Below are 19,423 nucleotides of genomic sequence, written 5' to 3'. Positions count from 1 at the left end.
CTCAGCGGCCGGCCAGCGCGGCGAAGCGCGCGAAGTAGTCCGGGAAGGTCTTGGCCACGCAGTTCGGGTCGTTGATCGTCACCGGCACGCCCAACAGCGACACGAGCGAGAAGCACATCGCCATGCGGTGGTCGTCGTAGGTGTCGATCGCCGCGTTCGGGATCAGCGCGGCCGGCGGGGTCACCACCAGATAGTCCTCGCCCTCTTCGACGGTGGCACCGACTTTTCTGAGTTCGATCGCCATCGCGGAGAGCCGGTCGGTTTCCTTCACGCGCCAGCTGGCGATATTGCGCAAGGTGCACGGGCCGTCGGCGGCCAGCGCCGCCACCGCCAGCGTCATCGCCGCGTCGGGGATGTGGTTGAGGTCGAGATCGAAGGCCTTGAGCTTGCCGGCCGGCGCGGCCGCCTCGATCCAGTGTTCGCCCATCGTGATGGTGGCGCCGAGCGCGGCGAGCGCATCGGCGAACTTCACGTCGCCCTGGATGCTGTCGCGGCCCACGCCCTCGACCCGCACCGGGCCGCCGGCCAAGGCGCCTGCGGCGAGGAAGTAGGAGGCGGAGCTGGCGTCGCCCTCGACCAGGATCTCGGCGGGCGCGCGGTAGCGCTGGCCGGCCGGGATGGTGAAGCGCTGCCAGCCGTCGCGCACCACGGTGACGCCGAAGCGCGCCATCAGGTTCAGCGTGATCTCGATGTACGGCTTGGAGATCAGATCGCCGACCACCTCGATGGTGGCGCTCTGGCCGGTCAGCGGCAGCGCCATCAGCAGCGCGGTGAGGAACTGGCTCGACACATTGCCGCGGATCGGGATCACCCGATCGGCCGAGATTGTCGCCGGCTTGATCGCCAGCGGCGGGTAGCCTTCGTTGCCGAAGTAGTCGATGTCGGCACCGGCCACGCGCAGCGCGTCGACCAGGTCGCCGATTGGGCGCTCGTGCATGCGCGCCACGCCCGACAACTGGTAGTGGCCCTGCATCAGCGCCAGCGCAGCGGTCAGTGGGCGGAACGCGGTGCCGGCGTTGCCAAGGAACAGTTCGGCCTGTTTGACCGGGAAGGCGCCGCCGCTGCCGCTGACGCGGTAGGCATTGTCGCCGAGCGACTCGATGCCGACGCCGAGCTGGCTCAGCGCGGTCAGCATGTGGCGGGTGTCGTCCGAGTCGAGCAGCTCGCGCACCACGGTGACGCCGTCGGACAGCGCCGCGAGCAGCAGGGTGCGGTTGGAGATGCTCTTCGAGCCGGGCAGCTTGACGCTGCCTGCTAGCGGGCCGGCGGGCAGCAGGTCTAGGGTTTCCATGAAGCGGATCGTCTTTGTCGGATTGGAATAATCGTCCAATCATAACGGCTGTAGCGAGAAGGTCACAATCGCGGTTGGGCTGACCGGCGAATCGGGGTAGAATCCCGGCCGAATTGTCGAGCCGGCACGGTGTTTTCTGAAAGAAAGCCATCGCCGGCTTTTGCTTTGTTTGAAGGAATGTCATGACTGTCCCGGTAATCGCCATCGACGGCCCGTCGGCTTCCGGCAAGGGCACCGTCGCCGCCCTCGTTGCCTCCCGCCTCGGCTTCCATTATCTGGATTCCGGCGCGCTGTACCGGCTGACCGCGCTGTACGCCCGCCTCGACGAGATCGAGCTCGACGACGAGGAGGCGCTGGCCGAGGCGGCGCTGACGCTGCCGGTCGAGTTTCGCGACAGCCAGGTGTGGCTGGCCGGCGAGGACGTCAGCGAGGAGATCCGCGCCGAGGTGATCGGCATGGGCGCCTCGAAGATTGCCGCGCTGCCGGCGGTGCGCGCCGCGCTGCTCGAGCGCCAGCGCGCGTTCCGCCAGGCGCCGGGCCTGGTCACCGACGGTCGCGACATGGGTTCGGTGGTATTCCCCGACGCCACGTTGAAAATCTTTCTGACCGCCAGTGCTGAAGAACGCGCCGATCGACGCTATAAGCAGTTGATCAACAAGGGAGAATCTGCTAACCTCCAGCAGATTCTCGATGACATCGAGGCGCGCGATGCACGCGATGCGGCCCGCCCGGTAGCCCCGTTGAGACAAGAGCCGGATGCCAAGCGGCTGGACACCACCGAGCTGACCGTCGACCAGGCGGTCGAAACCGTGCTCGGCTGGTACCAGTCGCTCGTCGTTTCCGGCAAGTAGATTTTTTGCAGCGCCGCATGACCAAGGGCATGCGGCCAGTGCCAACCTAACCTTGCACGACCTTGGACGTGCGCAAGTGAGTATTCTTTAATGACTACCCTCACCATGGATAGCTTTGCCCAACTGTTCGAAGAGAGCCTTGCTCTTCAAGAAATGCGCGTGGGTGAAGTGATCACCGCCGAAGTCGTTGGCATCGACAACAACTTCGTCACCGTCAACGCCGGCCTGAAGTCCGAGTCGCTGATCCCGGTTGAAGAATTCAAGAACGATAGCGGCGAGCTGGCTGTGGCCATCGGCGACTTCGTGACCGTTGCGATCGACGCGCTGGAAAACGGCTACGGCGAAACCAAGCTGTCGCGTGAAAAAGCCAAGCGCCTGGCCGCTTGGGTGGAACTGGAAGAAGCGCTGGAAACCAGCAAGATCCTGTCGGGCATGATCAGCGGCAAGGTCAAGGGTGGTCTGACTGTGATGGTCAACGGCATCCGCGCCTTCCTGCCGGGTTCGCTCGTCGACGTACGTCCGGTGAAAGACACCACTCCGTACGAAGGCAAGGAAATCGAATTCAAGGTCATCAAGCTGGACCGCAAGCGCAACAACGTCGTTGTGTCGCGTCGCGCCGTGCTGGAAGAGACCCTGGGCGAAGAGCGCAAGGCTCTGCTGGAAACCCTGCGCGAAGGCGCCGTCATCAAGGGTATCGTCAAGAACATCACCGACTACGGTGCGTTCGTTGACCTGGGCGGTATCGACGGCCTGCTGCACATCACCGACCTGGCATGGCGTCGTGTGAAGCACCCGAGCGAAGTCCTGGCCGTTGGCGACGAAGTCGAAGCCAAGGTCCTGAAGTTCGACCAAGAGAAGAACCGCGTTTCGCTGGGCCTGAAGCAGCTGGGCGAAGATCCGTGGATCGGCCTGTCGCGTCGCTACCCGTCGGGCACCCGCCTGTTCGGCAAGGTGACCAACCTGACCGACTACGGCGCGTTCGTTGAAATCGAACAGGGCATCGAAGGCCTGGTACACGTGTCCGAAATGGACTGGACCAACAAGAACGTACACCCGTCCAAGGTGGTTCAAGTTGGCGACGAAGTCGAAGTGATGATCCTCGAGATCGACGAAGACCGCCGTCGTATCAGCCTGGGCATGAAGCAGTGCCTGGCCAACCCGTGGGACGATTTCGCTGCGACCTACAAGAAGGGCGACAAGCTGCAAGGCGCGATCAAGTCGATCACCGACTTCGGCGTGTTCGTCGGCCTGCCGGGTGGCATCGACGGTCTGGTGCACCTGTCCGACCTGTCGTGGAGCGAGACCGGCGAAGACGCCGTTCGCAAGTTCAAGAAGGGCGACGAAGTTGAAGCCGTCGTGCTGTCGATCGACGTCGAGAAAGAGCGCATCAGCCTCGGCATCAAGCAGCTGGAAGGCGATCCGTTCAACAACTTCGTGGCCATCAACGACAAGGGTTCGCTGGTTAAGGGTACCGTGAAGTCGGTGGACGCCAAGGGCGCCGTGGTTCAGCTGTCGGCTGACGTCGAAGGCTACCTGCGTGCTTCCGAGCTGTCGCGCGACCGCGTCGAAGACGCTCGCAGCGTGCTGAAGGAAGGCGAAGAAGTCGAAGCGCTGATCATTGCCGTTGACCGCAAGTCGCGCAACATCAGCCTGTCGATCAAGGCCAAGGACTCTCAGGAAGAGACCGCTGCCCTGCGTTCGCTGTCGACTGCTAACGAATCGAACGTCAGCACCGGCACGACCAGCCTGGGCGCGCTGCTGAAGGCCAAGCTGTCGGGCGGTAACGAGTAATACGCCCGATGACCAAGTCTGAGCTGATTGCGAGGTTGGCCGAACGATTTGGCGAGCGCAATTCTCAGTTGGTCTTCAAAGACGCTGAGCTGGCCGTCAAAACCATTCTGGATGCGATGGCCAGCAGCCTGTCCCAAGGGCAGCGGATCGAAATCCGTGGCTTCGGTAGCTTCGATCTGAACTACCGTCCGCCGCGGGTCGGCCGCAACCCGAAGTCGGGGTCCAGCGTTTCAGTACCTGAGAAGTACGTGCCGCACTTCAAGGCCGGCAAGGAACTGCGCGAGCGGGTCGATGGAGCCCTGCTTAGCGACGAGCAAGCGTAGTACTAAACAAGCCTGAATACGCCATAGTCAACGCCGCGTCTCCGACGCGGCGTTTTTTGTTGGCGCTTTGCCTTGGGATGCGCCGCGCAAATCGTATAAACTTGGCTTCGACCAATACGAAGCGAAACCGCCATGCGTTACCTGATCCGCCTGATAGAGATTGCCCTCTTGATTCTGCTGGTCGCCGTCACCGTGCAGAACAGCCATAGTGTCGAGTTCCGCTTGTTCTTCGGCCAGGTGTGGAGCGCACCGCTGATCGTATTCCTGCTGCTGTTCTTCGTGGCGGGTGCGGCGATCGGCCTGTTGGCCACCTTTACCTATTACCTGAAGATGCGGCGAGAGCTGTCGCAACTGAAAAAAGAAATGCGCCTGCAGCAGCAGGGCCGTTCGACCACGGCAGACCCGAGTGACGCCTTGGCCGACTGATTGTTATATTTCGTTCGCCCGCCGTCGGGTCACCGGCGGCGGGCGTTTGCGTTCCCGTTGAAAGGTATTCCTTGGATCTGGATTTGTGGTGGCTGTTGCTGTTCCCGGCGTTTTTCGGCCTGGGCTGGTTTGCCGCGCGCGTCGACATGCGCGCTGTGCTCAAGCAGGCGATGGCGGTGCCGAGCGGCTTCTTCAAGGGTCTCGACGCGCTGGTCGACGACAAGACCGACGTCGCCGCCGGCGCCCTGGCCGAAGTGGCGCGCCAGCACCCCGATGCACTCGAGCTCCAGCTGACGCTCGGCAAGCTCTACCGCAAGCGCGGCGAGAACGACCGTGCGATCCGTCTGCACCACACCATGCTCGACTCAACCGAGCTGGCCGCCGAGTCGCGCGATAGCGTGCGATTCGAGTTGGCCCAGGATTTCCGCAAGGCCGGGCTGATCGACCGCGCCGAAGAGACGCTGGTGAAGCTGGTTGACGGCAATATGAGCCTCGCCGCGCGCAAGGAACTGCTCGACATCTACCAGCAGGACCGCGACTGGCAGAAGGCGATCGAACTGGCGCGGGGACTCGCCAGCGATTCGCATTCCTTCCTGCATGAAGTGGCGCAGTTCTACTGCGAGCTGGCGCAGGCCGAGCTGTTCCGCTCCAATTACGCGGCGGCGCGCGAGTTCGTCAAGGCGGCGTTCAACGCCAACCGCAAGTGCGTGCGCGCCAGCCTGATCGCCGGCGACATCGCCTTCGCCGAGGGCGATAGCGAGGCGGCGATCGCCGCCTGGCAGGCGATCGAGAAGCAGGGTTACGAATACCTTTCGATGGCTGGCGAACGGTTGTTCGACGCCTACGAGAAACTCGGCAGGCCGCTCGACGGCATCGCGCTGCTGCGCGGCTACCTGAAGACCTTCCCGCAATTGGAACTGACCGATCTGCTCTATCAGAAGGTCGCCACCTACGAGGGCGAGGAGAAGGCGCTCGAGGCAGTGCGCGAAGCGGTGCACGGCCGCCCGAGCCTCGCCGGTGTATACCGGCTGATCGAGGCGCAGATGGACGAGCTGTCACCCGACAAGCGCATGGACGCCGAGCTGGCCCGCACCGTGGTGATGAAAAACGCCGCGCGTCTGACCATGCACCGCTGCAAGTGCTGCAACTTCCGCTCGCGCGCGTTCTTCTGGCATTGCCCGGTATGCGGCGAGTGGGAAAGCCTGACGCCGAACCGTTCCGAAATTCATTGATACTTCAGCAGGACCTCGCATGAACCCATTGCTTGCCGCCGGCCTCGACCTCGAGCCGGTATCGCCCGTGATCGTGGCGCTCGACTTCGCTACCGAACGCGAGGCGCTCGATTTCGCCAGCCGCCTCGACCCGGCCCAGTGCCGCCTCAAGGTCGGCAAGGAACTGTTCACCGCCTCCGGCCGCTCGTTGATCGAGGCGCTGGTGGCGCGCGGCTTCAAGGTCTTCCTCGACCTGAAGTTCCACGATATCCCGAACACCGTTGCTCATGCCTGCAAGATCGCCGCCGAGCTCGGCGTATGGCTGGTCGACGTGCATGCCTCGGGCGGTCGCCGCATGATGGCGGCTGCGCGCGAGGCGCTCGAAGCGTACAGCCAGCGTCCGCTATTGATCGGCGTGACCGTGCTGACCAGCATGGAGGCGAGCGATCTGGCCGAGATCGGCATCACCATCCCGCCCGAAGAGCAGGTGCTGCGCTTGGCGACGCTGACCCGCGACAGCGGCCTCGACGGCGTGGTGTGCTCGGCCCAAGAGGCGTCGCGCCTGAAGGCCGCGCTCGGCACCGACTTCAAGCTGGTGACGCCGGGCATCCGCCTGGCCGACTCGGCCGCCGACGATCAGCGTCGCGTGATGACCCCGACTGCCGCGATCGCTGCTGGCGCCGACTACCTGGTGATCGGGCGCCCGATCACCCGCGCCGCCGATCCGCTGGCGGTGCTCACCACGATCAATCGCGAGATCGCCCTCTACAAGGACGCGCAGCAATGAAAATTACCGTTATCGGCTCCGGCTACGTCGGCCTGGTTACCGGCACCTGCCTGGCCGAAATGGGCAACAAGGTGTGTTGCCTCGACGTCGACCCGAACAAGATCGCCATCCTCCAAAACGGCGGCGTGCCGATCTACGAGCCGGGCCTCGAGGAGCTGGTGCGTCGCAACGTCGAAGCCGGCCGCCTGTCGTTTACCACTGACGTGGCCGAATCGGTTGCGTTCGGCGAGATCCAGTTCATCGCCGTCGGCACCCCGCCGGACGAGGACGGTTCGGCCGACCTGCAGTACGTGTTGTCGGCCGCTCGCGCGATCGGCCGCCATATGGACGCCTACAAGGTCGTCGTCGACAAGTCGACCGTGCCGGTCGGCACCGCCGACAAGGTGAAGGCGGCGATCGCCGAAGAGCTGGCCGCACGTGGTGTCGAGCTGCCGTATAGCGTGGTGTCCAACCCGGAGTTCCTCAAGGAAGGCGCGGCGATCGACGACTTCATGCGTCCGGACCGGGTGGTGATCGGTGCCGACGACGAGCGCGCCATCACGCTGATGCGCCGCCTGTACGAGCCGTTCCAGCGCAACCACGAGCGCATTCTGTTCATGGACGTGCGTTCGGCCGAGCTGACCAAGTACGCCGCCAACGCGATGCTGGCGACGCGGATCTCGTTTATGAACGAGCTGGCCAACCTCGCCGAGACGCTGGGCGGCGATATCGAGATGGTGCGCAAGGGCATCGGCTCCGACCCGCGCATCGGCTACCACTTCCTCTACCCGGGCGTCGGCTACGGTGGCTCCTGCTTCCCGAAGGACGTCAAGGCGCTGATCTCGACCGCGCGCGAGCACGGCCACCGTCTGCGTGTGCTCGAAGCGGTCGAAGACGCCAACGATCTGCAAAAGCACCGCTTGGTCGAGAAGATCGTCGCCGAGTACGGCGAAGACCTGTCCGGCCGCCGCTTCGCGCTGTGGGGCTTGTCGTTCAAGCCGAACACCGACGATATGCGCGAGGCGCCGAGCCGCGTGATCGTCGCCGAGTTGATCCAGCGCGGCGCCGAGGTGGTCGCTTTCGATCCAGTCGCCACGCACGAGGCGCAGCGGGTGATGGGCGACAATCCGCGCCTGACGTTCGCCGACAGCATGATGGCGCCGCTCGATGGCGCCGACGCGCTGGTGATCGTCACCGAGTGGAAGCTGTTCCGCGTGCCCGATTTCGATGCGATCCGCGCCGCAATGAAGGCGCCGGTGATCTTCGACGGTCGCAACCTATACGACCCGGCGCTGGTGCGCGAGCAGGGCTTCCGTTACATCGCGATCGGCCGCTGAGCGGAGACGGCATCATGCATGTACTCGACAAAGTAAAGCTGAACGCGGTGCAGTTGGCGGAGCGGCTGGCCCGGGCTCGCGTGCTGGTGGTCGGCGACGTCATGCTCGACCGCTACTGGTTCGGCGACGCCACCCGCATCTCGCCCGAGGCGCCGGTGCCGGTGGCCAAGATCGAGCGGATGGAGGAGCGCGCCGGCGGCGCTGCCAATGTGGCGCGCAATATCGCCAGCCTCGGCGGCCAGGCGACCATCCTGTCGGTGACCGGTGATGACGAGGCGGCGACTGCGCTCGAGCGGCTGCTCGAAGCCGACGGCATCGCCACCTCGTTCCGTCGCGACCCGGATATCTCCACCACGATCAAGCTGCGTGTGATCGCCCGCCAGCAGCAACTGATCCGCCTGGATTTCGAGGACGCGCCGAGCCACGAGGTGCTGGCGGACAAGCTCGATGAATACGCGGCAATCGTTCACGCCCACGACGTGGTGATCCTGTCCGATTACGGCAAGGGTGGCCTGACCCATGTGGCGCGGATGATCGAGCTGGCGCGCGGTGCCGGCAAGCCGGTGCTGATCGATCCGAAGGGCGACGACTACACCAAGTACGCCGGCGCGACGCTGTTGACACCGAACCGCAGCGAATTCCGCCAGGTGGCGGGGCGCTGGAAGGACGAGGCCGATCTCAACGCCCGTGCCGAGTCGTTGCGCGCCGAGCTCAATCTCGACGCACTACTGGTGACGCGCAGCGAGGAGGGCATGACGCTGTTCCGCGCCGACGGTGTGGTGCACGAACCGACGCAGGCTCGCGAGGTCTACGATGTTTCGGGTGCGGGTGATACGGTGATCGGTACCTTGGGGCTGGCACTGGCCGCCGGTCTCGCGCTGCCGCAGGCGATGAGCCTGGCCAATGCAGCCGCAGGCATCGTGGTCGGTAAGCTCGGCACCGCGGTGTGCAGCCAAGCAGAGCTGTTCGCGGTTTGAGCGAACGCACTGAGGAGGGTGGCATGGCGCATAATTGGCAGCACGAAGTGCTGGACTTCTGGTTCGGCGGTCGCGATCTGAATGCCTTGTCGGTGCCGCAGGACTACTGGTTCGCGAAGAACGCGGCGTTCGATGCCGAACTGCACCGCCGCTTCCTCGGCCTGTGGCAGAGCGCCCATGCCGGGCAGCTCGACGACGACGTCGACAGCGCACGGGGCGCGCTGGCGCTTGCGATCGTGCTCGACCAGTTTCCGCGCAACCTGTTCCGTGGCCATGCCGATGCGTTCGCGACCGATGCGGCGGCACGGCGGCTCGTCCGCGAAGCGATCGCCAACCGCTGGGACGTCGCGCTGCCGCCGGTGGCGCGGTGGTTCTTCTACCTGCCGCTCGAGCATAGCGAGGAACTGGCCGATCAGGAGGAGTCGCTGCGCCGCCACGCCTCGCTGCCGGACGACAGCCCGGACCACGACTCGACACTCGATTACGCGCGTCGCCACCACGCGATCATCGCCCGCTTCGGCCGTTTCCCGCACCGCAACGCGGCGCTGGGGCGCGCCTCCACTCCGGAAGAACAAGACTTTCTGACGCAGCCGGGCTCGTCGTTCTGAGCCGGCTTCGGCCCACCTGAGGATTGCATCATGACTATCGTCGTTACCGGCGCCGCCGGCTTCATCGGCTCCAATCTGGTCCGCGCGCTGAACGCCCGCGGCGAAACCGACATCATCGCCGTTGACAATCTTAGCAATGGCGACAAGTTCAAGAACCTGGTCGACTGCGAGATCTCGCACTACCTCGACAAGCACGACTTCATCGAGCGCGTGGTCAGCGGTGCGCTGGAAGGTGAGCTGACCGCCATCCTGCACCAGGGCGCGTGCTCCGACACGATGAACCACGACGGCAAGTACATGCTGGACAACAACTACCAGTACACGCTGGCGTTGTTCGATTTCTGCCAGGAAGAAGAGATTCCCTTCCTGTACGCGTCCAGCGCGGCGGTATATGGCGGCGGCAAGGTGTTCAAGGAGGAGCGCTCGCACGAGGGTCCGCTGAACGTGTATGGCTACTCGAAGTTCCTGTTCGACCAGATCCTGCGCCAGCGTATGGAAGAGGGCCTGACCGCCCAGGTGGCCGGCTTCCGTTACTTCAACGTCTACGGCCAGAACGAGCAGCACAAGGGCCGCATGGCATCGGTGGCGTTCCACAACTACAACCAGTACCGCGAGACCGGCAAGGTCAAGCTGTTCGGCGGCTGGGACGGCTGGGAGAATGGCGGCCAGAGCCGCGACTTCGTGTCGGTCGACGACGTGGTGCGGGTGAACATGCACTTCCTCGACCACCCAGAGAAGAGCGGCATCTTTAACCTCGGCACCGGCCGCGCGCAGCCGTTCAACGACGTGGCGGTCGCCACCGTCAACGCCTGCCGCCGTCACGAGGGCAAGCCCGCGCTAACACTGGAGGAGCTGGTCGCCCAGGGCATCCTCGAGTACACCGAGTTCCCGGACGCGCTGAAGGGCAAGTACCAGAGCTTCACCCAGGCCGACATCACCAAGCTGCGCGACATCGGCTATAACGCGCCGTTCCTGACCGTGCAGCAGGGCGTCGACCGTTACGTCGACTGGCTGTACGCGCGCTGAGCGTCACTGACAAAGCCCTCCTGGCGTTGTTGCCCTGCCTTGCCGTACTACGTGCACTGCCTGCGGCAGGGCGCCTAGCCAGGATCGCTGCGCTGGGCTTTGTCAGCGATGCTACGTTTTAAGGTGCCGGCACCCTAAACGACAACGCCCGCCCGCTCTCGGGGCGGGCGTTGTCGTTTGGCTCGCCTGGCAACGGCCCTATTGGCGACGGGGGCGAATTTGCCGGGTGGCAGCGTATAATGGGCCATCATTTTGAAAGGTTTTCACATGGCGCTGCCCACCTTCAACTACCTGGAAGACTTCGTCGGTCGTACTCCGCTGGTCAGACTCAAACGCCTGCCGGGCCACACCTCCAACACCGTGCTGGTGAAGCTGGAGGGGAACAACCCGGGTGGGTCGGTAAAGGACAGGCCGGCGCTGTCGATGATCCGTCACGCTGAGGCACGCGGCCGCATCAAGCCGGGCGACACGCTGATCGAGCCGACCAGCGGCAACACCGGCATCGGTCTGGCGATGGCGGCGACGATGATGGGCTACAAGCTGATCCTAGTGATGCCGGAGAATTCCAGTGCCGAGCGGGTGCTCACGATGCGCGCGTACGGTGCCGAAGTGGTGCTGACGCCGGCGGCGCTGTCGATGCCCGGTTCGATCGACGAGGCGCGCCGCCTGGAGGCGGAGGGCGTCGGCGTGATCCTTGACCAGTTCGCCAACCCGGACAATCCGCTTGCCCACTACGAGAGCACCGGTCCGGAGATCTGGCAGGACACCGCAGGCACCATCACCCATTTCGTGTCGAGCATGGGCACCACCGGCACCATCATGGGCACCAGCCGCTTCCTGAAGGAGATGAACCCAGCGGTGCAGATCGTCGGCGTCCAGCCGGAGCCGGGCAGCCAGATTCCCGGCATTCGCAAGTGGGAAGACGAGTACCTGCCGAAGATCTGCGACTTCACCGCGATTGACCGGCTTGAGCATGTGACGCAGGCCGAGGCCGAGGAGACCGCACGGCGTCTGGCGCGCGAGGAGGGCATCCTGGCCGGCCCGTCGTCGGGCGGTGCGCTGGCGGTGGCGCTGAAGCTGTCGGCGCAACTGGAGAATGCGGTCATCGTGTCCATCGTCTGCGACCGCGGCGACCGTTACCTGTCGACCGGGGTGTTCGGCTGAGCCGCTGACTTCACTTGTTTCGCACTATTCGGCCAGCCCTAGGGGTGGCCGAATGTCTTTCTCAGTGGGGCAACGGTAGCGCGACGGCGTTCAGTACCTGTCCGTTGGCCGCGCGTTCGACCCATCCAACCAGCGTCAAGGCTCCGCCGTCGGCCGGGAGCTGGAAGCGGGCGTGAGCCTGCTGTGTCGTCCACGGGCCCTGCCACGCGCGCACCACATGCTGGTGATGCAGTGTGACGCCTGCGTTTTCGCCCGCCTGCACCCGGCTAACCAGCCCATCCTGTGCCAGCGCCAGGCGCAGCTGCTCCCCGGGCCGCAGGCTGTCGGCGGCCAGCGTCGCGGCTATCGTGCCGACGTCGACGCTCGCCTCTAGTCGCAGCTGTGGCGCATTGGTACCGACGTTGGCCAGCCGCTCGCGCAGCGCGCTGTCTCGGTGCCAGTCGGCAAACTCGCGGCCGTTGGCAAATACCCCTGGTGTGTACACGAAGCCCCTGCCATTCGCGGCGGCGAGTTGGCGTTGGCGCGCCTCGAACGCCGGTTGCGCGAAGCGGTCGCGCCAGCCCAGACCGTCCCAGTAGGGTACATGCAGCGCCAACGGGATGACCCGAGGGCCGTAACGGCCCAACATGCCGAGCCAAGCGTCTGCCGGCGGGCAGCTGTTGCAGCCCTCGGAGCTGTACAGCTCGACCAGCAACGCAGGCGGGGTGGGGCTGTGAGCACTGAGCGCCGCAGTCTGGCCGGCTAGTGGCAACACGGCGAGGGCAAGCAGTGGAAAGTAACGCATCATGGGCCTCCAGAGGGCAAGGTGGGCCGAATCGCCATACAGGTTGGTCGTGGCAAGGTTCCGGTTCTGACGGCGCTCGGGCTACAATCGCCGCTGCGACAGATTCCGAGGCGGCTCATGGCCCAATATGCGTTCACCCCAGCCGTCAGCGACGGCGTAATGTCCCCAAAGAGCTGGTATCAGGCGGCGTCCCAGCAACCGGGCTTCATCCACGATGCGGCGCAGGCTTCCGCGATCGAGCGCCTCGACGCGCTGTGGCGCGAGCTTGTCGACTTCAAGAAGAAGCGCAACCGCTTCCTCGGCCGCAGCCTGCTGCAGCCCGAGGTGCCGCGAGGTCTCTACATGTGGGGTGGCGTCGGGCGCGGCAAGAGCTTTCTGATGGATGCGTTCTACGGCTGCCTGCCGTACAAGCGCAAGCGCCGCGTGCACTTTCACGCCTTCATGGCCGAGGTGCACAACCGCCTGAAGAGCTTTCATCACCAGGCGGACCCGTTGATCGCCTTGGCGGCCCAGTTGGCGAGGGAAGTGCGCGTGCTCTGCTTCGACGAATTCCACGTCAGCGACATCGCCGACGCGATGATCCTCGGTCGGCTGTTCGAGTCGCTGTTCGCGCGCGGCGTGGTGGTAGTGGCAACGTCCAACTATCCGCCGGACGATCTGTATCCGAACGGCCTGCAACGCCACAACTTTCTGCCAGCGATCGCGATGCTCAAGGCCAACCTCTCCGTGCTTAACGTCGATGGTGGTCAGGACTACAGACTGCGCGAGCTGACCCGCGAGCCGCTGTTCCTGGTGCCGGCCGGCGAGGCCGCCAGCGCGCAGCTTGCCGCGATGTTCCAGCGCCTGACCGCCGGTGCCGCCAACCACGTGGGCGGCATCGAAGTGCTCGGTCGCACCATTGCCACCCGTGCCAAGGCGGGCGGGGTAATCTGGTTCGACTTCGAGGCGATCTGCGGTGGTCCGCGTGCGCAGACTGACTACCTGGAAATCGCTCGCGAGTACCATACAGTGCTGGTGTCGGACATCCCCAAGCTGCCGGCGAGTCAGGCCAACGAGGCACGCCGCTTCACCTGGCTGGTCGACGTATTCTACGACCACCGCGTCAAGCTGATTGCGTCGAGCGAGGTCGTGGCCGACGAGATCTACACCGAGGGTGTGCAGTCGAACGAGTTCTTCCGGACTGCCAGCCGCCTGACCGAGATGCAGTCGACCAGCTACCTGGCGCTGCCGCACTTGGGCGACGAGTTCCAGCTCGTGCCGAGCAAGGACGTAGTAACCGGCTAAACGCTGCGGGGAAGGCCCTTCCGCGTCGTTGCTCTGCCTTGCCGCGCTGCTACTGTCTGCGGCAGGGGGCTGACCGGTAGCGCTGCAAGGGGTTTGCTTCCTACCCGACACGGTTGTCCGAACCGCAACGCAACAGCCCCGCATGGCGGGGCTGTTTGCATGGGGATGAAGAGGGCTTATTTGGACGGGCCGCCTGGCAGCAGCAATGGGTTGTAGCCCAGCCCTTTCAGCGTGGCGACGGCCTCCTCGGCCTCGGCGCGGCTGCGGTAGGGGCCGACCGTGACGCGTGTCTCGGTGTGTGCTTCGATGCCTTTCTCCTTCAGCGCCTTCACCAGCTTGTCGGCGTTCTCGGTGCTGCTGAACACCCCCAGTTGCAACTGATACCCGAGCGAGCTGCCTTCCGGCTTGGCCGGTGCCGCCGTCGCGGTCGTCGGAACAGAGGGCTTGCTCGGCGCGACCGGAGCGTTGGTGATCGGGAGCAGTTTCTTCTGCACTTCAGCCATCGGTGGCGGAGGGGCTGGCTGTTGCTTCACCGGGGCAGGCTTCACCGCTGGCGCTGCCGGCGGCGGCAGCAATTCCGCCGGGCCGACCGCCGCCAGCGCCGGTGTGCGACCGGTATCGGGCGAGGATGGCAAGCCTGGGGACGTTTGCGGTGCGGCGGCACGGGCTGCGGGGGCGCTGGCTACCGGTGCACCGGCCTCGGGAGCGCTCGCCTCGAGCTTCTCGATCACGTTCCCCGACGTATCCTTGTTGACGATCTTGCCGCTGCTGGTCTGCGGCGAGCCGGCTGTGGTCTCGACCTTGGGGCGCTGGTTGCTCAGGAGCGCGGCGGTGCCTAGGGCAAGCACGACCACCCCGCCGGCGATTAGGAGCCGCTTCTTGATGCGCTTGTCGGTGGGAGAGGCCGGGGGGCGTGAGGGGACTTTGTCGGGCGGGGTCATTGCTTATATTTTGTTCGGCATCGCCTTGAAAAGGCTGCTAAAATGCCGGGTTCCTTAATGAATTACAACGCCAGCTGGCTGGCTGTTTCAAACAGTGTAGCCAGTTGTTCTGCATATTGGGAGAGTAATATGGCAATCGAACGCACCCTGTCCATCATCAAGCCGGATGCTGTCGCTAAAAACGTGATCGGCAAGATCTACGACCGTTTCGAATCGAACGGCCTGAAGGTTATCGCCGCCCGCATGAAGCAGCTGACCCGCGCCGAAGCCGAAGGCTTCTACGCTGTGCACAAAGAGCGTCCGTTCTTCAACGACCTGGTGAACTTCATGATCTCCGGTCCGGTGATGGTGCAAGCGCTCGAAGGCGAAAACGCCGTGCTGAAGAACCGCGAACTGATGGGCGCCACCGATCCGAAAAAAGCTGACGCCGGCACCATCCGCGCCGACTTCGCCGACTCGATCGACGCCAACGCCGTGCACGGCTCGGACAGCCTGGAGAACGCTGCGATCGAAATCGCCTACTTCTTCGAAGCTGCCGACCTCTGCTCGCGCTAAGCCTGTCCTCCAACCGGGCGGTATCCGCCGCCCGGTTTCTGTAGTTTCCGCTGATTACTGCCATGAAAACCAATCTGCTCGACTTCAACCTGGCGCAACTGACCGAACATTTCGCCGCGATGGGCGAAAAGCCGTTCCGCGCCAAACAGGTGATGCGCTGGATGCACCAGATGGGCGAGTCCGATTTCAATGCGATGACGGACCTGGCCAAGAGCCTGCGCGTCAAGCTGCTTGAATCGGCCGAGGTGCGCGTGCCGTCGTTGATGACCGGGCAGGACAGCAGTGATGGCACCCGCAAGTGGCTGCTCGACGTCGGCACCGGCAACGGGGTCGAAACCGTGTTCATCCCCGAGGATGAACGCGGCACCTTGTGCGTGTCATCCCAGGTCGGCTGTGCGCTGGAGTGCACCTTCTGCTCCACCGGCCGCCAGGGTTTCAACCGTAATCTCTCTACCGCCGAGATCATCGGCCAGCTGTGGTGGGCCAACAAGGCGATGGGCGTCACCCCGAAGAACGAGCGGGTGATCTCCAACGTGGTGATGATGGGCATGGGCGAGCCGCTCGCCAACTTCGACAACGTGGTCAGCGCCCTGCAAATCATGCTCGACGACCACGGCTACGGCCTGTCCCGTCGCCGCGTCACCGTGTCGACGTCCGGGCTCGTGCCGCAAATGGACCGGCTGCGCGAGGCCTGTCCGGTGGCGTTGGCCGTGTCGCTGCACGCGCCCAATGACGCGATCCGCGACGAGATCGTGCCGATCAACAAGAAATATCCGCTCAAAGAGCTGATGGCCGCGTGCCGACGCTATCTGGAAAAGGCGCCGCGCGACTTTGTGACGTTCGAATACGTGATGCTTGACGGTGTCAACGACAGACCGGAACATGCACGGCAATTGATAGAGCTCGTCAAGGACGTGCCGTGCAAGTTCAACCTGATCCCGTTCAACCCGTTCCCGAACTCGGGCTATGGTCGCTCCAGCAACAATGCGATCCATGCCTTCCGTTCGATCCTGCAGGATGCGGGCTTCGTGGTAACGGTGCGCAAGACTCGAGGCGACGACATCGACGCGGCCTGTGGTCAGTTGGCCGGCCAGGTGCAGGACAAGACCCGTCGCCAGGTCAAGTGGCAGCAGATTGTCGAGGCACGCGAGCACTGAGCCGATACTGGTACGGCCTGCTGGCCTGTTTTGTCGCTGTCGTGTTCAGCGGCGTGGCGCCTGCGGCTAGCCCGTCGCGCGATCTTGCACAGATCCGTGCGCAGCTTGCTGTCGAATACTCCCGTGTCGGTAACCTGAAGGCGGCGCTTGATTCGGCCACCGAGGCGGTCAGCGTCGACCCTGGCTATATGCCCGGCCATTTGCTGCGAGCCAACGTGCTACAACAGTTGGGAGTAGACGGCGACGCCGAACAGAGTTTCCTGCGCGCATTGGCCTTGGCACCAGCCAGTCCCGAAGCCAACAATAACTATGGTTGGTTTCTGTGCCAGCGTGGCCGGGCCGACGAATCGCTCGCGTATTTCAAGCGGGCGTTGGCCGACCCGCTGTACGATACACCGCAGACCGCCCGGCTCAACCTGGGCGTTTGCTTGAACAGGCTTGACCGAAAGGTCGAAGCCAATGAGCAGTTTTTGGCCGCTTTGCAGATTGCCCCGGCCTTTCCGAGGGCACTGGCGGAGCTGGCTCGCTTACATCTGGAGCAGGGTAACGGCAAGCTGGCGGGACGCTATCTCGACCGGCGCACGCGGATCGGCGTGCCGCTGTCTGCCGACGAGCTGCTGCTGGGCGTCGCGATCGCTCGTCTGAACGGCGAGGTGGAGCGCGAGCAGCAGCTCGCCGGTCAGCTCACGTCCCGCTTCCCCGACTCCAGGGAGACCCAACAGCTGTTAAGTGGACTTTAAAACGATGGAAAACATCGAAGCACCAAGCACAACGCCGGAACCGATCGGTGTCGGCGCCCGTCTCAAGGCAGCACGGGAAGCGGCAGGGTTGAGTCTGGGTGACGTGGCCGATCGGCTGAAACTGTCGATCCGCCAACTTGAGGCGCTCGAGAGCGACAATTTCGACGCCTTGCCGGGGCCGGCCTTCGTGCGCGGCTTCGTGCGCAATTATGCGCGCTTCCTCGATCTGGATAGCGCGCCGCTGATGGCGGCACTGGAGTCACGCGTGCCGTCGGTGGCCAAGGTGGTGGAGAATTTCGCCCACGAGATCGAGGCGGCACAGGAAGCTGCCGAGCCGACGCGCCGGCGTGGCCCGCTCGTGCTGCTGGGGCTGCTCGTGGTGGCCGGTCTTGCCGGCGCCGGCTGGTGGTGGAGCAAGTCCAATGCAGAGAAGCCGGCCGTGAGCAACGAGCTGGCGCCGATGATGGCCGAACAGGCTTCGGCCCCGGTTGCCTCGGCTCCGGTGGCCGCCTCCGCGCCAGCGGTTGTTGCGTCGGCCCCTGCCGCGACACCGGCCCCGGCGGCCAAGGCCAAGCCAGCGGCTGTCGCCCAGGCCAGTGCCCCGGCCGCCGAGACGAGTGGTGGCGAAGTGAAATTGAAGGCCAGTGCCGATGCCTGGATCTCGGTCGTTGACGCCACCGGCAAGAAGCTGGTGTTCCAGACCCTGACGGCAGGTACCGAAAAGAGCGTCACCGGCAAGCCGCCGATCGCCGTGCGCATCGGCAACGCCCCCGCCGTCGAACTGTCGTATAACGGTCAGCCGGTCGATCTGAAGAGCAAGACGCACGGCACGACGGCCAACGTGAAACTCAAGTAAACGCAACGAGCAGGTGGCAAGCGAGTGATGGATAGCGACAAGTTGGTTCGCCGCGCAACGCGCCAGGTGATGATCGGTCATGTACAGGTCGGTTCCGGCGCGCCGGTGATGGTACAGTCGATGACCAATACCGACACGGCGGACGCGGCGGGCACCGCCGCGCAGGTGAAGGAACTGGCCGATGCCGGCTCCGAGGTGGTTCGCATCACCGTCAACAGCCCGGAAGCCGCGGCAGCGGTGGCGGAGATCCGCCAGCGTCTCGACGACATGGGCTGCAACACGCCGCTGGTCGGCGACTTCCATTTCAACGGTGACCGCCTGCTGCGCGACTATCCGGCCGCGGCGCGTGCGTTGGCGAAGTACCGGATCAACCCGGGCAACGTCGGCCGCGGCGCCAAGCGCGACGACAAGTTCGGCTTCATGATCGAGCAGGCAATCGCCCACGACAAGCCGGTGCGCATCGGCGTGAACTGGGGCAGCCTCGACCAGGAACTGGCGGCGAGGTTGATGGACGTCAACAACCGTTCGGCCAACCCACTGCCGCCGGCGGCGATCATGCGCGAGGCGCTGATCGTCTCGGCGCTGGAATCGGCCGACAAGGCGATGGAGCTGGGGCTCCCCGCCGACAAGATCATCCTGTCCTGCAAGGTCAGCCACGTGCAGGATCTGATCGCGGTGTACCGCGACCTGGGTAGCCGTTGCGACTTCCCGCTGCACCTGGGCCTGACCGAGGCCGGCATGGGCTCCAAGGGCATCGTCGCCTCCACCGCGGCGCTGTCGGTGCTGCTGCAGGAAGGCATCGGCGACACCATCCGCATCTCGCTGACCCCGAGCCCGGGCGAATCGCGTACCAAGGAAATCATCGTCGCGCAGGAAATCCTGCAGACCATGGGCTTGCGCAGCTTTACCCCGCTTGTCACCGCCTGTCCGGGCTGCGGCCGCACCACCAGCACCTTCTTCCAGGAGCTCGCCGACAGCATCCAGACCTATTTGCGCGAACAGATGCCGGTATGGCGCTTACAATACCCGGGCGTCGAGGACCTGAACGTCGCGGTGATGGGCTGCGTGGTCAACGGACCGGGCGAGAGCAAGCTAGCCGACATCGGTATCAGCCTGCCGGGCACCGGCGAGGTGCCAGTGGCGCCGGTGTACGTGGACGGAGAGAAGACCGTCACGCTGAAGGGCGACGGCATCGCGGCCGAGTTCCTGGCACTTGTCGACGACTATGTGCGCACCCGTTACGGCGAGGGCGGCGCCAAGCGCCGCGACACCACCAACCGAACTATCCCGATCAAGCCGCTGGCTTGATTCGGCCACCATCCGCAGATCCAAGAA

20 protein-coding genes are annotated in these 19,423 nt (G+C 64.6%); 17 read left to right on the top strand and 3 right to left on the bottom strand.

Going from position 1 to position 19,423, the window contains the following annotated elements; genetic code table 11:
* Nucleotide 1: 1 nt before the first annotated feature.
* Nucleotides 2-1,291 carry a 3-phosphoshikimate 1-carboxyvinyltransferase gene (aroA, locus tag QU481_RS16430; protein WP_289831114.1) on the bottom strand — a complete coding sequence of 430 codons (1,290 nt, stop codon included), beginning with the start codon at nucleotides 1,289-1,291 and terminating at the stop codon, nucleotides 2-4.
* Between the two features lie 182 nt (nucleotides 1,292-1,473).
* Here aroA and cmk point away from each other — a divergent pair, with 182 nt between their 5' ends.
* The 11 genes from cmk (at nucleotide 1,474) to cysM (ending at nucleotide 11,771) form a co-directional block, all read left to right on the top strand.
* The gene (gene cmk / locus QU481_RS16425) at nucleotides 1,474-2,142 is read left to right on the top strand and encodes a (d)CMP kinase (protein WP_289831113.1); all 669 of its coding nucleotides are present in this window, start codon (nucleotides 1,474-1,476) and stop codon (nucleotides 2,140-2,142) included.
* 90 nt (nucleotides 2,143-2,232) lie between these two features.
* Complete coding sequence (gene rpsA / locus QU481_RS16420) at nucleotides 2,233-3,933, top strand: 30S ribosomal protein S1 (protein WP_289831112.1); 1,701 nt, start codon at nucleotides 2,233-2,235, stop codon at nucleotides 3,931-3,933.
* A gap of 8 nt (nucleotides 3,934-3,941) precedes the next feature.
* Complete coding sequence (locus tag QU481_RS16415) at nucleotides 3,942-4,256, top strand: integration host factor subunit beta (protein WP_289831111.1); 315 nt, start codon at nucleotides 3,942-3,944, stop codon at nucleotides 4,254-4,256.
* A 132-nt stretch (nucleotides 4,257-4,388) separates the two neighbouring features.
* Entirely contained in the window at nucleotides 4,389-4,682 is a 294-nt protein-coding gene (locus QU481_RS16410; protein WP_289831110.1) for a LapA family protein, read from the top strand.
* A 71-nt stretch (nucleotides 4,683-4,753) separates the two neighbouring features.
* Nucleotides 4,754-5,914, top strand: a complete 1,161-nt coding sequence (gene lapB / locus QU481_RS16405) for a lipopolysaccharide assembly protein LapB (protein WP_289831109.1) — start codon at nucleotides 4,754-4,756, stop codon at nucleotides 5,912-5,914.
* Nucleotides 5,915-5,933: 19 nt separating this feature from the next.
* Nucleotides 5,934-6,680 (top strand): orotidine-5'-phosphate decarboxylase, encoded by a 747-nt coding sequence (pyrF, locus tag QU481_RS16400; RefSeq protein ID WP_289831108.1) that lies wholly within the window; start codon nucleotides 5,934-5,936, stop codon nucleotides 6,678-6,680.
* Nucleotides 6,677-7,996, top strand: coding sequence for a UDP-glucose dehydrogenase family protein (locus QU481_RS16395; protein ID WP_289831107.1), 1,320 nt, complete (start codon nucleotides 6,677-6,679; stop codon nucleotides 7,994-7,996). Before pyrF ends, QU481_RS16395 begins: the two co-directional genes overlap by 4 nt.
* 14 nt (nucleotides 7,997-8,010) lie before the next feature.
* Nucleotides 8,011-8,973: a D-glycero-beta-D-manno-heptose-7-phosphate kinase gene (rfaE1, locus tag QU481_RS16390; protein ID WP_289831106.1), complete on the top strand. Its 963-nt coding sequence runs from the start codon at nucleotides 8,011-8,013 to the stop codon at nucleotides 8,971-8,973.
* A 23-nt stretch (nucleotides 8,974-8,996) separates the two neighbouring features.
* Nucleotides 8,997-9,581: a DUF924 family protein gene (locus tag QU481_RS16385; RefSeq protein ID WP_289831105.1), complete on the top strand. Its 585-nt coding sequence runs from the start codon at nucleotides 8,997-8,999 to the stop codon at nucleotides 9,579-9,581.
* A gap of 30 nt (nucleotides 9,582-9,611) precedes the next feature.
* On the top strand, nucleotides 9,612-10,607 hold the full coding sequence (gene rfaD, locus QU481_RS16380; protein WP_289831104.1) for an ADP-glyceromanno-heptose 6-epimerase: 996 nt from the start codon (nucleotides 9,612-9,614) through the stop codon (nucleotides 10,605-10,607).
* Between the two features lie 267 nt (nucleotides 10,608-10,874).
* The gene (gene cysM, locus QU481_RS16375) at nucleotides 10,875-11,771 is read left to right on the top strand and encodes a cysteine synthase CysM (protein ID WP_289831103.1); all 897 of its coding nucleotides are present in this window, start codon (nucleotides 10,875-10,877) and stop codon (nucleotides 11,769-11,771) included.
* 61 nt (nucleotides 11,772-11,832) lie between these two features.
* On the opposite strand, the gene QU481_RS16370 is transcribed toward cysM, so the two are convergent.
* Nucleotides 11,833-12,558, bottom strand: coding sequence for a DUF1223 domain-containing protein (locus tag QU481_RS16370; RefSeq protein ID WP_289831102.1), 726 nt, complete (start codon nucleotides 12,556-12,558; stop codon nucleotides 11,833-11,835).
* 114 nt (nucleotides 12,559-12,672) lie between these two features.
* Here QU481_RS16370 and zapE point away from each other — a divergent pair, with 114 nt between their 5' ends.
* Nucleotides 12,673-13,839 carry a cell division protein ZapE gene (gene zapE / locus QU481_RS16365; protein WP_289831101.1) on the top strand — a complete coding sequence of 389 codons (1,167 nt, stop codon included), beginning with the start codon at nucleotides 12,673-12,675 and terminating at the stop codon, nucleotides 13,837-13,839.
* Nucleotides 13,840-14,015: 176 nt separating this feature from the next.
* Here zapE and QU481_RS16360 read toward each other — a convergent pair whose 3' ends face one another.
* A complete protein-coding gene (locus QU481_RS16360) occupies nucleotides 14,016-14,780 on the bottom strand; it encodes an SPOR domain-containing protein (RefSeq protein ID WP_289831100.1) in 765 nt (254 codons plus the stop codon).
* Nucleotides 14,781-14,909: 129 nt separating this feature from the next.
* Between QU481_RS16360 and ndk the strand changes: the two genes are divergently transcribed.
* The 5 genes from ndk (at nucleotide 14,910) to ispG (ending at nucleotide 19,396) form a co-directional block, all read left to right on the top strand.
* Entirely contained in the window at nucleotides 14,910-15,335 is a 426-nt protein-coding gene (gene ndk / locus QU481_RS16355) for a nucleoside-diphosphate kinase (RefSeq protein ID WP_289831099.1), read from the top strand.
* Nucleotides 15,336-15,397: 62 nt separating this feature from the next.
* Nucleotides 15,398-16,492: a dual-specificity RNA methyltransferase RlmN gene (gene rlmN / locus QU481_RS16350; protein WP_289831098.1), complete on the top strand. Its 1,095-nt coding sequence runs from the start codon at nucleotides 15,398-15,400 to the stop codon at nucleotides 16,490-16,492.
* Nucleotides 16,459-17,232, top strand: a complete 774-nt coding sequence (pilW, locus tag QU481_RS16345) for a type IV pilus biogenesis/stability protein PilW (RefSeq protein WP_289831097.1) — start codon at nucleotides 16,459-16,461, stop codon at nucleotides 17,230-17,232. The genes rlmN and pilW overlap by 34 nt, the downstream gene beginning before the upstream one ends.
* 4 nt (nucleotides 17,233-17,236) lie before the next feature.
* Nucleotides 17,237-18,088 carry a RodZ domain-containing protein gene (locus QU481_RS16340; RefSeq protein ID WP_289831096.1) on the top strand — a complete coding sequence of 284 codons (852 nt, stop codon included), beginning with the start codon at nucleotides 17,237-17,239 and terminating at the stop codon, nucleotides 18,086-18,088.
* Between the two features lie 27 nt (nucleotides 18,089-18,115).
* Nucleotides 18,116-19,396, top strand: coding sequence for a flavodoxin-dependent (E)-4-hydroxy-3-methylbut-2-enyl-diphosphate synthase (ispG, locus tag QU481_RS16335; RefSeq protein ID WP_289831095.1), 1,281 nt, complete (start codon nucleotides 18,116-18,118; stop codon nucleotides 19,394-19,396).
* Nucleotides 19,397-19,423 lie beyond the last annotated feature (27 nt).

This window comes from Crenobacter oryzisoli (assembly GCF_030385785.1).
Classification (GTDB): domain Bacteria; phylum Pseudomonadota; class Gammaproteobacteria; order Burkholderiales; family Chromobacteriaceae; genus Crenobacter_A; species Crenobacter_A oryzisoli.
The sequence above is the reverse complement of the archived record's forward strand: the minus strand, read 5'-3'. Positions and strand labels throughout refer to the sequence as shown.